Here is a 14,378-nt window from a genome sequence, read left to right as displayed (position 1 = left end):
CAACCAATCGACAGTGCCCTCGAGATCGCGATGAACACGGCACCAGCTGGACATTCCGTGTTCGGGCACAACCGGTAGTTTCAGGGGTGTGAGGAGCCAGCCGCACGTACTCGGGATCGTGCTCGCCGGTGGCGAGGGCAAGCGACTCTTTCCGCTCACCAAGGACCGCGCCAAGCCCGCGGTTCCCTTCGGCGGCGCGTACCGGCTCATCGACTTCGTGCTGTCGAATCTGGTGAATGCGGGCTATCTGCGCATTTGCGTACTGACGCAGTACAAGTCGCATTCGCTGGACCGGCACATCTCCCAGACCTGGCGGCTGTCGGGCTTCGGCGGGGAGTACATCACCCCGGTGCCGGCGCAGCAGCGGCTGGGCCCGCGCTGGTACACCGGCAGCGCGGACGCGATCATGCAGTCGCTGAACCTGATCTACGACGAGGACCCGGAGTACATCGTGGTCTTCGGCGCGGACCACGTGTACCGGATGGACCCGGAGCAGATGGTGCAGGCACACATCGACTCCGGTGCGGGCGTGACAGTGGCGGGTATCCGGGTGCCGCGCAGTACGGCGAGCGCTTTCGGCTGCATCGATTCCGACGAATCCGGCCGCATCATCGGCTTTCTGGAGAAGCCGGTGCATCCGCCGGGCACCCCCGACGATCCGAATGTCACCTTCGCCTCCATGGGCAACTACGTGTTCAGCACCAAGGTGCTGGTGGACGCCATTCGCGCCGATGCCGACGACAACGACTCCGACCACGACATGGGCGGCGACATCATTCCTGGCCTGGTGCGTTCGGGCGCGGCCGCGGTCTACGACTTCTCCACCAATGTGGTGCCCGGAGCGACCGAGCGCAGCCGCGGTTACTGGCGCGATGTCGGCACCATCGACGCCTTCTACGAGGCGCACATGGATCTGGTGTCGGTGGATCCGGTCTTCGACCTCTACAACAAGCACTGGCCGATTCGCGGTGCGGCCGAGAATCTGCCGCCAGCCAAGTTCGGCCGCGGCGGCCTGGCCCAGGAGTCGATCGTGGGCGCGGGCAGCATTCTGTCGGCGGCGACGGTGCGCAATTCGGTGCTGTTCTCGAATGTGCTGGTGGAGGACGGCGCGACGGTGGAGGGCAGTGTCCTCATGCCGGGCACGCGGATCGGCCGGGGTGCGGTGGTGCGGCACACCATTCTGGACAAGAACGTCGTGGTATCGGAGGGCGAGATCATCGGTGTGGATCGGGACCGGGATCGGGAGCGTTTCGCGGTGAGCAATGGCGGCGTGGTGACCGTCGGCAAGGGCGTCTGGGTTTGACTACCAGGCGTTTCAATCCGTCCGGCCGTGCGGGCGACACGGATAAGAGTGGACATCCGGCCGATGCTGGTCCGAAAATCTGTGCATATGGAGCGCCGCCGTCGACGGGCCGCGCGGGAGGGATCACCATGCGCCGTCCGGCACGTGTCGTCACCGCCATCACCTGCCTCGCCTTGACCGCCCTACTGTCCGGATGCGGTAAGTCCGGCACCGCGGTTCCCGGTGAGCTGGATGTCCGCACCCTGGACACCGGGTCCTATCCGGTGAACCGCTACACCTACGACCGCAACAACGGCGGTAAGGGCAACACCCTCGAGGGCATCCGCATGACCGCGGCCGTCGCCCCGGCGGTGAAGATCGACTCCCATCTCAATATCGGCCGCGGCGGCGTGGTGCTGTCCACGGTCGACGATGTGGTGAATGTCAGCCACCTGTCCTCCGCGGTCAAGGGCGTGCTGACCAACCGCGGCTTCGTGGCCGGTGTCGCGGCCAGCGGCTCGGACCGCGAGGACGTCAACGACAATCCGGATCCGAACGGCACCACCATCACCACCCGCGTGCTGCGCTTCCCGTCCGCCGACAATGCCAAGCTGGCCGCCCGCGAACTCGAGGACGCCGACTTCAATGTGGCGCTGAACGTGAACCAGAAGCTCACCCTGCCCGACTATCCGGACGCCTACGCGCACTGGCGGCCCGGCGTGCCGAACATCGGATTGACCATGGCGCGCAAGGACTTCGTGATCTCACTGTTCATCCTGCGCCCCAGTGCCGATCAGCAGGATCTACTGTCCTGGGCCAAGAAGACCCTCGACGCCCAGGCCCCGACGCTGGACGCCTTCCAGGAGACCCCGAACGACCTTATCTCGCAGCTGCCGGTCGATCCCGATCGCCTGCTGGCCCGCACGCTGGTGACCGACCGCGACCACAAGACCGTCGATCCCGACAATTTCGCGGTGTTCCCGGCCAATTGGCTCATCCTGCCCTCCGACGACATGGCCTACTGGACCAAGCTGGTGTCCGATGGCGGTGCGGACGAAATGTCCAGTGCCGACGGCAATTTCGTTATCAGGCTGCGAAATGGCAAGGCGAGCACGGATTTCGTGACCGGCATGATCAGCAACCTGCAGGAGACCGCGACCAGCGGGCCGGACAAGGTGCCCGACGTCAAGTGCGTGCACCGTACCTCGGACAAGACGCCGAGCCGCTGCTACGTCAGCTACAAGCAATACGTGGGCGTGGTGAACGGGACCAATGATTCCGACGCCCAGAAGAAGGCGGCGGCACAGTACGCCCTGCTGGCCAACAGCCTGTAGCGGATCCGGTGCGGCGCTTCAGAATCGGAGGACATCCGAGTCCAGCAGCCGCCAGGCGGCGGGCCGGGACGCGGGACGGTGCGCCCGCTCCTCGTGCGGCTGCGGAGTGCCATCGGCCGGAGCCCGCACCTCGGCGCACCGGCAATCCGGCTCCGCTGCCGCGCAGTCCTTGTCGCAGGCATCCGGACGCACCGGGGCGGCGCTACGCGAGACCGCGTGCCCGGTGCGGGTGCGCCCGCCGCGCGGCGAACTGTCGTCGCGGAACCAGTAGTCGCGAAAACCGAACGGCTGCAACAGCGCTCGCAGGAAGGCGGCACCGTCCTCGGGCAGCACGGTGCGGTTCTCGCCGAGAATGTCGACGCCCTGGTGGTACCAGACGCGAGCGACCAGGCCTTCGACCGGGTCCACCGTCCGGAAGGTGGCGCGACCGTCCGCGGCGAGCCGGAATTCGGCGATGCGCCGCCACTGCCCGGCCTCGCGGAAGTACAACCCGACCACGGCCGGGATCCGCTGCCCCATGGGTACCCCCACTCGTCGAACCATTCCCGTGGAGTATCCGCGCCGACGGTCCGGAAACCTGGATACGACCGTTCAGTTCGGATACCCGGGCACCGGAGTCCGTGCACCGCAGAACGGTTCACACGTGTTGGTCGTGGTCGGCACGTACCGCGACGCATGGTCGTCGAAGCGGGCTCCGCTGACCAGTAGCAGTACCAGCATCCCCATGCAGATGATGCCGCCGAAGAAGACCAGTGCGGGCCAGAGCCATCCGGCCGGTAGGTGTACCCCGAGGGCCAGTCCCTCGAACATATCCCCCACCTCCTAGCAAAAATCGATCCCCTTCTGCTGTACCACCGCGTCACCGCCCGAATCCAGACCTCAGCACTGCCCCTTCGCCGCCCACCCCGCCCGATCGCCGTACCCGCACCGGCAACTGGGGATTCGCTGCCGGACCACCACGATCGCGATGAGCGAACGGCCGCCCCGGATGCCCGGGACGGCCGTTCGCGGAGGCTTCGGCCTCAGGCGGAGTGGAGATCTCGGCGGCGGAACGCGATCAGCCCCACCGTGAGCAACGCCACGTCCACCAGGAGCAGAACGACCAGCGGGGTGGCGGTGAACGGTTCGCCGGGCACCTTCGGCGCGTGCTCGAAGGGGTTGAGATCGCGGAACCATTGCGGCGCACCGGCCAGTGAGCCGAGCAGGAAGACGGCGATCGCGGCGGTCAGGAAGCCCCAAGCGACCGTGGTGAAGCGCGGCAGCAGGCCGAACAACACGACAGTGAGCCCCACGAAGGTCCATACCGCGGGCACCTGCACCAGCGCGGCCCCCATCGTCCACCCCACCTTGCCGCCGACATCACCCGCGGCGCGACCGTAGATCAGGCCCCCGAGCAGACCCGACACCGCCAGCGCCAACACCGGACCGAGCAGCGCGAAGGTCAGATGCGAAGCCACCCAACGGGTTCGGGATACCTCGCCGGTGAGTACGGTTTCCGCGTGCGCGGTGCTCTCCTCGGCGTGCAGCCGCAGGGCCGCCGACACCGCGTAGGCGGCCGCACCCACCGCCACCATGGTGAAGGCATAGTTGATCAGAGACTTCTCCAGCGATTCCGAACCACCCATGCGGGTGATCAGATCTCGGATGGTCTGACTGCTGCCCAGCTGATCGCCGACGCCGTGGGTAATGCTGCCGATCATCAACCCGTACAACCCGAGTCCGACCGTCCAGGACAACAGCGTCCCGCGCTGCAGCCGCCAGGCCAGTCCCAGCGGACCGGCCAGCGCGGGCCCGGCCACCAGCGCGCCGGGCCGTTCGGCGATCAGGCCCGCACCGGTATCGCGGTGTGCCAGTAGGTAATACGCGATGACGGTCAGCACGACCGCGGTGAGCACGTGCAGCCCCAGCACCGCGAAGTGGTCGCCCGCGAACGGCCGCACCTGCAGCGACCAGCCCTGCGGGGCCATCCAGGTGAGCGGGCTGGTCGGCCCGGCCGCGGAGCGCACGTCACCGATGGCCCGCAGCGTGAACGTCACGCCCAGCACCGCGAAGGCGATGCCCCGCGCGGTCCGCGCGCCGGCGGACAGCTGCGCGGCGACCGCCGCCACCGAGGCGAACACGATGCCCGACCCCGCCAGCGCCAGCCCGAAGGCCAACGATCCCGACTTCGGCACGGACGTGCTCGCGATGCTGGCGTATCCGATCAATCCGGTGAGCAGGGCCCCGCCGTAGGCCACGATCAGCGCGGCGGTCAGTCCGGCGAATCGCCCGACCCGGGTGGAAGCCAGCAGCTCGGTGCGCCCGGTCTCCTCGTCGGCGCGGGTGTGCCGGATGACGGTGAGGATGGTGGCCACGGCGATGAGCGTGTAGAACATCCCCGCCTTCCAGATGCCCGCCGCACCCAGGCTGCTGTCGTTGTATATCGGCCCGTACATGGCCAGCTCGGCCGGGTTGGACAGGACGCCGTTGGCGAAATCGTGGAAGTCGGAGGGCTGGTGGTAGAGCTTCTGGATGCTCTTGACGTACACGCTGCCCAGCGGCAGCGACAGCAGCAGAATCCACAGCGGCAACACGATCCGGTCACGCCGCAGATACAGCCGCAGCAGCTTCCCGGTCCCGGTGAAATCCGCCGCGAATGCCGGTGTTTCGAAGGTGCGCGGCGCGGCGGCGGTGACGGAGGTCATTTCGACACCTTCTCCGGTTCGCGTTCGTCGGCCGCGGCCCGGTCGTCGAGCGAATAGTGGCGCAGGAACAGTTCTTCCAGCGTCGGCGGCTGGCTGACCAGGCTGCGCACCCCGGCGTCGCCGAGCACCCGGATGAGCTCGCCGAGGTGCTCGCTGTCCACCTGGCAGTGCAGGGTGTGGTCCTCGATGCTGATGTCCTCGACGCCGGGAATGCGACCGAGATCCCCTGGGCTGCCGATCATTTCGGCGGTGATGGAGGTGCGCGACAGATGCCGCATCTGTGCCAGCGTGCCGGTTTCGACGGTCTTGCCCGCCCGAATGATGGTGACCCGTTTACACAGTCTCTCCACCTCGGACAGGATGTGGCTGGACAGCAGCACCGTGGTGCCGCGCGCTACCGCCTCGGCCACGCACTCGTTGAATACCTGCTCCATCAGCGGGTCCAGGCCGGAGGTCGGCTCGTCCAGCAGCAGCAGCCGCGCGTTCGACGAAAAGGCCGACACCAGAGCGACTTTCTGCCGATTGCCCTTGGAATAGGTGCGCGCCTTCTTGCTCGGATCCAGCTCGAACCGCTGGATGAGCTCGGCACGGCGCTGCTGTTCGATGCCGCCGCGCATGCGGGCCAGCAGGTCGATGGTCTCGCCGCCCGACAGCGACGGCCACAGCGTGACATCGCCGGGCACATAGGCGATGTCGCGGTGCAGCGCGACCGCGTCGGCCCACGGGTCCCGCCCCAGCACCACGGCCTCACCGGACGTGCGCGACAGGATGCCCAGCAGGATGCGGATGGTGGTGGACTTCCCGGACCCGTTCGGCCCGAGGAAACCGTGCACCTCGCCCTCGGCGACCTCGAGGTCGAGGCCGTCCAGGGCTCGCACTTGCCCGAAGTTCTTGTGCAGATCCCGGACTTCGATCACGGGATTGGCAGGAACGTTCATCGAATCTCCTTGTAGGAAAACGACGTTGATGGGTTATTGCGCAGTGGCCGTCAGTGCGTCCAGCGCCGTGGAATCGGTGAGCATGCCGTGGGTGTAGATCTCCAGCGCGGGCAGCATCATGCGGTCGGCGTATTCGCGCAGCGCCTTGCGGAAGTCCATGGGCCCCGGCTGTTCGGCCGCGTAGAGCTGCAGGAACATCATCATGCCGCCGCCATTGTTGGTGGCCACGTAACGCGCCGTGGCCCGTACGTCGCGCATCGGCTTGATGGACCCGCCCTCGACACCGGCGCGCAGATACTGTTCGGTGTCCTCGACCATGTGCTCGAAGAAGGTCTTCATCAGTGACCCGCCCGCCTGGAAGCTGCGCATCAGGTAGGCCATGCCCGGGGCGAACTCCTCGATCTCGGCCAGCTGGCGCATGAGCCCGCCGGGCGAGGGGTTCTCGATGTACTCCATCTTGGCGGCCCGGATCGTCTCCCGGACCCACTCGTCGCACGCCTCCCGCAGCCCTTCCTTGGACCCGAAATGGTGATTGACCAGTCCGGGAGAGACTCCCGCCGCGGCTGCGATGGCTCGCACGCCGACCCCGAAGCCTTGCTCCCCGAACACGGTGATCGCGGCATCGCGAATCCGTGCCCGGGTTGTCAGATCGTCGGTTGAACGCATGTTCAATACCTTAAACACGCGTTCAAGTCGAGGGCAAGGGCCTTTCGGCTCGAGTCGCGGGGATTTACGAAATCCAGACGTCCGGGTACTTCGTCACCGGAGAATTTCCGCGCGCGGAAAGCTCTCCGCTCGCAGTTGTTGCCACGCGGACTATCGCCGCGCGGAACGCCACGTACGAATCGAATTCCACACCGGGCGTTGAGTTTTCACCCGCGCGAAGCGCAGAATCTCACCCGCGCGAAGCGCAGAGCAGCCCGTCGCCGACCGGGATCAGCACACTTGTCAGATCCGGATCCTCCGCGATCGCGCGTGTGGCCGCCCGCACGGCCATGGTCTGCGGGTCGCGCTGGGCGGGGTCCGGGACCCGGCCACCGAGCAGGGCATTGTGCAACAGGATCGCGCCGCCGTCCCGCAGCAGCCGCACCGCCTGCGCCACATACTGCGGGTGCTCGAGCGGCGCGGCATCGATGAAGACCAGGTCGTAGGCCCCATCGGCGAGCCGCGGCAGCACATCCAGGGCCCGCCCGTTGATGAGCCGGGTGCGCGCCGGCGCGATCTCGGCCGATCGGAACGCCTCGCGGGCCGCGCGCTGATGCTCGGGTTCGGAGTCGATGGTGGTCAGGGTGCCGTCCTCGCGCATGCCGTCCAGCAGCCACAGCCCGCTCACCCCGGCCCCGGTGCCGACCTCGACCACGGCCCGCGCCCCGAGCAGCTGGGCATACATGCTGAGCAGCGCGCCGACCGCGGGCGCGACCGGGGCCGCGCCGAGTTCGAGGGCGCGCTCGCGCGCACCGACGAGGATGTCGTCCTCGGCGACGGATTCCTCCACGTAGGCGAGGTTGCGCTGCAGGTTCTGTGCCGCGGGAGTCTGGCTCACGAAGTAGAGGCTAATGGCGATACACCGGTAAGGCGTGGCGGTGACCGGCCGGTGTGGCGATTTTTCTCAGGTGTCCCTCAGCCTCTGCATACAGCGGCCACATCACGAGCGACCAGAGTATTGCTCACGCCAGGCCAGCGACCGCTGGCTCGGAATCGGGAACAGCCGATCCAACAGATTGGTTGTCCTCGATATCGGGTCCACGGTCCCGAGTAGGAGGTAACCCCATCCACATGGTCGACGCGGCGCGTGAACACGCCAACACTCTGCACCCGCAGATCAAGCCGCTGGACAGCGACACCGCGCTGGACAGCGACATTATCCTGTCCCCCGCCGACGACGAGGCCGCCCTGTCCGGGACCGCCGCCTTCGACGCCACCGGCGATCGCTCTGTCATGCCCACCTGGGACGAACTGGTCCGCGAGCACGCCGATCGCGTGTATCGCCTGGCCTACCGCCTCACCGGTGATCCGCAGGACGCCGAGGATCTGACCCAGGAAACCTTCATCCGGGTCTTCCGGTCCCTGCAGAACTATCAGCCCGGCACGTTCGAGGGCTGGCTGCACCGCATCACCACCAACCTGTTCCTGGACATGGTCCGCCGCCGCAACCGCATCCGCATGGAGGCGCTGCCGGAGGACTACGACCGGGTGCCCTCCGAGGGTCCGGGTCCCGAGCAGGCCTATCACGACGCCAACCTGGACCCGGATCTGCAGTCCGCGCTGGACTCGCTGGCCCCGGAGTTCCGCGCCGCGGTCGTGCTCTGCGACATCGAAGGTCTGTCGTACGAGGAGATCGGCGCGACGCTGGGCGTCAAGCTGGGTACCGTGCGCAGCCGCATCCACCGAGGACGTCAGGCACTGCGCGAGCACCTCGAGCATAATGGGATTGAGCGGCGATTCGCCGCCACCGAAAAGGTCGGGTAAGCCGCGGGCACTGCGCCCGCGCTTCCTGGGCACCGTCTTCGCGAGGGCACCGTCTTCGTGAGCAGGTGCCGCCCGAACAGCTCGAGTCCTCCGGAAGGGTGTGCAGCGTATGAGTGGCGAGGACCGACCGCACCGTCGTCCCCCGCGTTTCGCCCCCACCGAGCATCTGGCCAGTGAGGCCATCGCCGCCTATGTGGACGGCGAGCTGCGGATGAACGCGTATCTGCGCGCCGCCCACCATATTTCCGTGTGCCGCGAGTGCGCGGCCGAGGTGGATGCCCAGCAGCAGGCCCGGATCGCGCTGCGGCAGTCCTCGGATCAGATCTCCGCGCCGCTGAGCCTGCACGACACGCTGAGCCGGATTCCGCGGGCGTTGCTGCAGGAGTGCGGCAATCACCAGACACCCGACCCCGCCGACCGCGATCGGGGTCCGCTGGCGCGCGGCATGAGTTCCTTCGGCCTGCGCCAAGATTCGTTCGACAGCAGGCGATGGACGTCGTGGTGGCGCAAGTAGAGTCCATAGCGTGACCACCGAATCGAAGAACACGGGCCCGGGGCCCGAGCGGGATGCGGCTTACGATTCGGCGGCCAATCGGGGGAACCTGAGGCCGTCGGACGCACCGGTGCTGGGGCCGCGGCCGGTGCTGCGGCCACATGTGGACACCCACACCGCGCGCGCCTTCCGCCGCCCGAACGGTCAGCACGGCTCGTTCGCCGCGCGGCAGGCGGGTGCCGCCGGGGCGGCACCGCGGGGGGATACCGAGATTCAGAATCGCCCGCCGGACGCGGTGCTGGCGGAGGCGTTCGGTCGTCCGGAGGGTTCGACCGACCTGCTGCAGCGGGATCCGGAGGCCAGGACCGAGGCGGCCGCACCGGCCGCACCCGCCGATCCGTGGCGCGACCCGAACTCGGCGGCGCGCCTGGGCACTCCGGCCGTGGCGCAGGCCAGGCCGCAGGCGCTGACGCCCGGACCCAAGCTGGGCGCCCGGGAGGTGCTGTTCGGTGGCCGGGTGTCCTGGCAGGCGCTGGCGCTGCTCGCGGTCATCGCGGCGGTCATCGGATTGCTGGGCGGGTTCGTCGGGGCGTTCACCGGCTCGTCGGCCTCCGCGCTGACCTCACGCAAGGTGGCGCTGCAGTCCGCGCCCGCGGGCAGCGAATCGCACAATCAGATCACCAAGGTGGTCAATGCCGTCATGCCCGCGGTGGTCACCGTCCGGGCGTGGCTGGGCGACACCGGGTCCACGGGCTCGGGGGTGGTGATCGACGGGGCCGGCTACATCGTCACCAACAACCACGTGATCTCGCTGGCCGCCAATGACAAGTCGGGCAAGGCCAAGCTGGACGTGGTGTTCTCCGACGGCTCGCGGGTGCCGACCCAGATCGTGGGCCGCGACACCAAGTCGGACCTGGCGGTGCTCAAGGTCGATGTGAAGAACCTGGCGGTGATCCAGCTCGGCAATTCCGGCGATGTGCAGGTCGGGGACGACGTGCTGGCCTTGGGTTCGCCGCTGGGCCTGGAGAAGACGGTCACCTCCGGCATCGTGTCGGCGCTGCACCGGCCGGTGAAGGTGGGCGGCGAGGGCACCGACACCGACGCCACCCTGGACGCCGTCCAGACCGACGCCGCCATCAACCACGGCAACTCCGGTGGCGCGCTGGTGGATATGCAGGGCCGGCTGATCGGCATCAACTCGGCCATCAAGTCCGAGAGCGGCGGTTCGGTGGGTCTGGGCTTCGCGATTCCGGTGGATCAGGTCAAGCGGATCTCGCAGGCGCTGATCCGGGACGGTTCGGTGCACCACCCGCGGCTGGGTGTGAGCGCCAAGACCAAGATCGTCGCCAATGACGTGATGAGCGGTGCGGCGGTAGCCGATGTGCAGGCCGGTAGCCCGGCGGCCAAGGCGGGCATCGTGGAGGGCGACGTGATCGTGAAGGTCGGCGATCGCGATGTGTCGGGTCCGGAGGAACTGACGGTTGCGGTGCAGTCGCACGAGATCGGGCAGACCGTGACGGTGCGCCTGATTCGCGACGGGCGTGAAGTTGATGTCCCGGTCACCCTGGAGTCGGACTGAGAGACCCCACCTGAAAGATAGAACGACCCAGAGTTCGCGGCCCGCCCCGGTCTGGACTGCGGCTTGATAGACCTCCGCCTTGGAGCGGGGGAGCGAAGCGGAGGAGAGAAGACCGGGGTCGATGTGCCGGCCACATTGGAGTCGGACCGAGGGACCCCACCCGAAAGATAGGAACGACCCAGAGTTCGCGGCCCGCCCCGGTCTGGACTGCGGCTTGATAGACCTCCGCCTTGGAGCGGGGGAGCGAAGCGGAGGAGCGGAGGAGGGAAGACCGGGGTAACAGGGCCGCGAACCGCCTGGAGCGAAGCGGAAGGCAAAATAGATACAGTGTTCAGCAATATCGGCTGGGGCGAGATGCTCATTCTGCTCGTCGCCGCACTTGTGATTCTGGGTCCGGAGCGACTGCCCGGCGCCGTTCGCTGGACCGCGCACGCTCTCAAACAGGCGCGCGATTACGCCACCGGCGCGACTCAGCAATTGCGCAGTGAGCTCGGCCCGGAATTCGACGAGATCCGGAAACCGTTGGAGCAGTTGAACGAACTGCGCAGTATGAATCCGCGGTCGATGGTTACCAAACACCTGCTCGACGGGGACGACTCGATCCTGAACAGCTTCAGTGACCTGACCAGTTTCGACAAGCCGGTGAGCACCCCGAACAGCGGAAACGGTTACACCAACAGCGGATCCGGCCCAGTTTCGATGCCGAAGGAACAAAAACCGCTGGAGCGCAACGAACGTCCGCCGGTGGATCCGGACGCCACCTGAGATCAAATATGTCGACCGTACTTGACGCATGATGCTGTCCAGCTATCTAGACTGCGCACATGTCGGCCGACGAGGTGGCCCGGGTATTCGCGATCGAGGACAAGGTCGAGCGCCTGAAAGCCGCCACCGAAGGCGTGGCAGCCGCGCAGCAGCAGATCAATGAGCTGACTCGCATCCGCCGCGCCGTCATCCGCGAACTGCATGCCGAGGGCTGGACGTTCGCGAGAATAGGTGCGGCCGCGGGACTTTCCCGCGCCCGCATCCACCAGGTGAGCACCCAGGGGCCAGTACCGGAAGGTTTGTTCTTCGGGCACGGGCCGCTCACCATCCTCACCCCGGACGTCCGCAGTACGACGCGCGCCATCGCCCTCGTGGGCGCGCCCGATGCCGCGGCGCCGCACCGGTTGGTCGAGCTACTGCGGGAACTCGGCTTCACCGCCAATGTCCAGCGCTTCCTGCCGGGCCGCCCGCTCGACCTCGACCGGGACGGCCTGATCGTGCTCGGCGGACCCGAATTGTCGCCCAGTCTGCGGTATCTGGTGGCCGCGGACCCGCGCCTGCGCCGCACGGTGGCGCGCGCCGGACGGGTACGCCGGGGCATCGAGGACCGGGCCGCCCGCCGCGTCTACCGCCCGGGCGGCACCGAACCCTACGACATCGCCTACCTGGCCCGCCTCCCCCGCCCGGACGGCAAGGGCAGCGTGCTGGTCATCGACGGCCTGCACCCGCCCGCCTCGCTGGGCGCGATCCGGTTGCTGGCAACCAGACTCGCGACCCTGCACGAGCGCGCGAGCACCCACCCTTTCTCAGCGGTGGTCGGTGTCCGGTACGACCGCTCCACCGGCGAACCGATCGAGGCCGACCTCCTGACACCGATCTACCGCCACGACCGATAGCCGGATCCATGACCGACACGATGGCAGCGATGGCCGACATGATGGCGCGCAACGGAATTCAGCGAGGTGGCGCGGGCGATGGCAGTGCGCCGCCGCCCGGCCCCTCGAGGTCAGGCGGCGGCCTCCTCCGGGCGGAGGGTGTTCATCGGGGGACGGTCGGCCAGCGAGACTTCGGTGGCGTGGGCGATGAATTCGCCTGCGACCATGGGGAACTGGGTCAGGGCCGCGCCGGAGTCCTGAATTCCGCTGCGACCCAGGACGGTGCCCAGGATCTGGCGGCTCATGACGCCCAGGTCGGCCAGCGGGCGGTTGCGGTGCTGGCGGACACCGAGATTGACCTGGCCGATGCTGGACAGGCCGAGGAGGTCGTAAGTGTCCAGCAGCAGGCCGATTTCGACGCCGTAACCGGGCGCGAACGGCACCGAGGTGAGCAGTTCGCGGGTGCCGGCGTACTCACCGCCCAAGGGCTGCAGCACATTCGACAGTTCGGGGCGCAGTGCGGCCAGCAGTGGGCGGGCCACCAGTTCGGTGACGCGGCCGCCGCCGTGGTGGTCCACCGACTCTCCGGTGCGCAGCGGGCGGCGGTAGTAGGCCTTGACCAGGTGCATGCCGTCGACGGTGAGCAGCGGGCCCAGCAGCCTGGGGACGAAGGCGGGGTCGGGGTCGATGAGGTCGGAGTCCACGAAGGCGATGATGTCGCCGCTGGTGACGGCCAGCGAGCGCCACAGGCATTCGCCCTTGCCGGGGACGGGGTCGAGTTCGGGGACGGCTTGTTCGCGGGTCACCACGGTGGCTCCGGCGGCCTGTGCACGGGCGGCGGTGGCGTCGGTGGACCCGGAGTCCAGGACGACGAGTTCGTCCACCAGCGTGCCGAGCAGGGGCCGGATGCTGGCCACCACGGCGGCGACGGTGGCTTCCTCGTTGAGGGCGGGCAGCACCACCGAGACGGTGCGGTCGCCCTTGGCGGCGGTGAGTTCCGCTACCGTCCAGTCGGGGCAGTCGAAGGTGTTGGTGTTCACCCAGTCTGTTTTCATGCGAGACCTCGCAGGGTACGGGCGGGTGGGCGGTGACCCTGGATGGCGGCGATCATGTCCACCACCCGGCGGGTGTGAGCCACCTCGTGCACTCGAAAGACGCGAGCACCCGCGGCGGCCGACCAAGCAGTCGCTGCCAATGTGCCCTCCAATCGTTCGGACAGCTCGACACCAAGAGTCTCTCCGATGAAATCCTTATTGCTCAGCGCCATCAAGACGGGCCATCCGGTTTTCACAAGAACGTCTATCGCACGCAACAATTCGAGCCCGTGATAGGTGTTTTTGCCGAAATCATGGGTCGGATCGATCAAAATCGAGTCCTTGGCCACCCCTGCCGCCGCAGCATTTTCGGCCGCGGCCACCACCGTCTCGGTGACCTGGGTCACCACATCCGCGTACCGGACCCGGTGCGGACGGGTCCGCGGAATCGCACCCCCGGTGTGAGAGCACACGATTCCTACGCCCAACTCGGCGGCCACGCCGACCAGTTCCGGGTCCGCCCCCGCCCAGGTGTCGTTGATCAGATCCGCACCTTCGGCGATCGCGGCCCGGGCCACGTCGGCACGCCAGGTGTCCACGCTGATGAGCAGATCCGGGTAGCGCTCGCGAATGGCCGCCACGAACGGCACCACCCGGCGGGCCTCCTCGACGTTGTCCACCTCGGCGCCCGGACCGGCCTTCACCCCGCCGATATCGACCAGATCCGCGCCCTCGGCGACGGCCTTGTCGACGGCCCGCATGGCGGCCTCGTCGCTGAACGTCGCGCCTCGGTCATAGAAGGAGTCCGGCGTCCGGTTCACGATCGCCATCACAAGCGCCCGATCCGTCGCCACCGGCTTCCCGCACAATGTCGGCAACGGCGCACACATGCCCTCGACTGTACCGAGGGCTATGGCAGCGCTGC

The 14,378-nt window shown here is 67.8% G+C and carries 15 protein-coding genes; 7 read left to right on the top strand and 8 right to left on the bottom strand.

Annotation, left to right across the window (positions count from 1 at the left end):
* Positions 1-88 precede the first annotated feature (88 nt).
* On the top strand, positions 89-1,303 hold the full coding sequence (gene glgC / locus ABZ909_RS02790; protein WP_356995872.1) for a glucose-1-phosphate adenylyltransferase: 1,215 nt from the start codon (positions 89-91) through the stop codon (positions 1,301-1,303).
* 128 nt (positions 1,304-1,431) lie between these two features.
* Entirely contained in the window at positions 1,432-2,616 is a 1,185-nt protein-coding gene (locus ABZ909_RS02785) for a hypothetical protein (protein ID WP_356995871.1), read from the top strand.
* Between the two features lie 18 nt (positions 2,617-2,634).
* Here ABZ909_RS02785 and ABZ909_RS02780 read toward each other — a convergent pair whose 3' ends face one another.
* From ABZ909_RS02780 to ABZ909_RS02755, 6 genes are all read right to left on the bottom strand, one after another.
* A complete protein-coding gene (locus ABZ909_RS02780) occupies positions 2,635-3,147 on the bottom strand; it encodes a hypothetical protein (protein WP_356995870.1) in 513 nt (170 codons plus the stop codon).
* A 60-nt stretch (positions 3,148-3,207) separates the two neighbouring features.
* A complete protein-coding gene (locus ABZ909_RS02775; protein ID WP_356995869.1) occupies positions 3,208-3,426 on the bottom strand; it encodes a hypothetical protein in 219 nt (72 codons plus the stop codon).
* A gap of 212 nt (positions 3,427-3,638) precedes the next feature.
* Entirely contained in the window at positions 3,639-5,300 is a 1,662-nt protein-coding gene (locus ABZ909_RS02770; protein WP_356995868.1) for an ABC transporter permease, read from the bottom strand.
* The gene (locus tag ABZ909_RS02765; protein WP_356995867.1) at positions 5,297-6,238 is read right to left on the bottom strand and encodes an ABC transporter ATP-binding protein; all 942 of its coding nucleotides are present in this window, start codon (positions 6,236-6,238) and stop codon (positions 5,297-5,299) included. Before ABZ909_RS02765 ends, ABZ909_RS02770 begins: the two co-directional genes overlap by 4 nt.
* A gap of 33 nt (positions 6,239-6,271) precedes the next feature.
* Positions 6,272-6,904 (bottom strand): TetR family transcriptional regulator, encoded by a 633-nt coding sequence (locus ABZ909_RS02760; protein WP_356995866.1) that lies wholly within the window; start codon positions 6,902-6,904, stop codon positions 6,272-6,274.
* Between the two features lie 229 nt (positions 6,905-7,133).
* Positions 7,134-7,781, bottom strand: coding sequence for an O-methyltransferase (locus ABZ909_RS02755; protein WP_356995865.1), 648 nt, complete (start codon positions 7,779-7,781; stop codon positions 7,134-7,136).
* A 233-nt stretch (positions 7,782-8,014) separates the two neighbouring features.
* On the opposite strand from ABZ909_RS02755, the gene sigE reads away from it, so the two are divergent.
* The 5 genes from sigE (at position 8,015) to ABZ909_RS02730 (ending at position 12,440) form a co-directional block, all read left to right on the top strand.
* Complete coding sequence (sigE, locus tag ABZ909_RS02750) at positions 8,015-8,707, top strand: RNA polymerase sigma factor SigE (protein ID WP_356995864.1); 693 nt, start codon at positions 8,015-8,017, stop codon at positions 8,705-8,707.
* Between the two features lie 109 nt (positions 8,708-8,816).
* Positions 8,817-9,221 (top strand): hypothetical protein, encoded by a 405-nt coding sequence (locus ABZ909_RS02745; protein ID WP_354833623.1) that lies wholly within the window; start codon positions 8,817-8,819, stop codon positions 9,219-9,221.
* Positions 9,222-9,231: 10 nt separating this feature from the next.
* Complete coding sequence (locus ABZ909_RS02740) at positions 9,232-10,779, top strand: trypsin-like peptidase domain-containing protein (protein WP_356995863.1); 1,548 nt, start codon at positions 9,232-9,234, stop codon at positions 10,777-10,779.
* Positions 10,780-11,106: 327 nt separating this feature from the next.
* Positions 11,107-11,544 carry a Sec-independent protein translocase protein TatB gene (gene tatB, locus ABZ909_RS02735; RefSeq protein WP_356995862.1) on the top strand — a complete coding sequence of 146 codons (438 nt, stop codon included), beginning with the start codon at positions 11,107-11,109 and terminating at the stop codon, positions 11,542-11,544.
* A gap of 59 nt (positions 11,545-11,603) precedes the next feature.
* A complete protein-coding gene (locus tag ABZ909_RS02730) occupies positions 11,604-12,440 on the top strand; it encodes a hypothetical protein (protein WP_354833617.1) in 837 nt (278 codons plus the stop codon).
* Between the two features lie 110 nt (positions 12,441-12,550).
* Here the strand turns inward: ABZ909_RS02730 and ABZ909_RS02725 are convergent, their stop codons facing one another.
* Both ABZ909_RS02725 and folP read right to left on the bottom strand, forming a co-directional pair.
* Positions 12,551-13,474, bottom strand: a complete 924-nt coding sequence (locus tag ABZ909_RS02725) for a glucosyl-3-phosphoglycerate synthase (RefSeq protein WP_356995861.1) — start codon at positions 13,472-13,474, stop codon at positions 12,551-12,553.
* Complete coding sequence (folP, locus tag ABZ909_RS02720) at positions 13,471-14,343, bottom strand: dihydropteroate synthase (protein ID WP_356995860.1); 873 nt, start codon at positions 14,341-14,343, stop codon at positions 13,471-13,473. The genes ABZ909_RS02725 and folP overlap by 4 nt, the downstream gene beginning before the upstream one ends.
* Positions 14,344-14,378: the final 35 nt, after the last annotated feature.

Origin of the sequence: Nocardia sp. NPDC046763 (genome assembly GCF_040645495.1) — a bacterium.
In the GTDB taxonomy this organism is placed as follows: domain Bacteria; phylum Actinomycetota; class Actinomycetes; order Mycobacteriales; family Mycobacteriaceae; genus Nocardia.
This window is presented reverse-complemented; position numbering and strand designations above follow the sequence as displayed.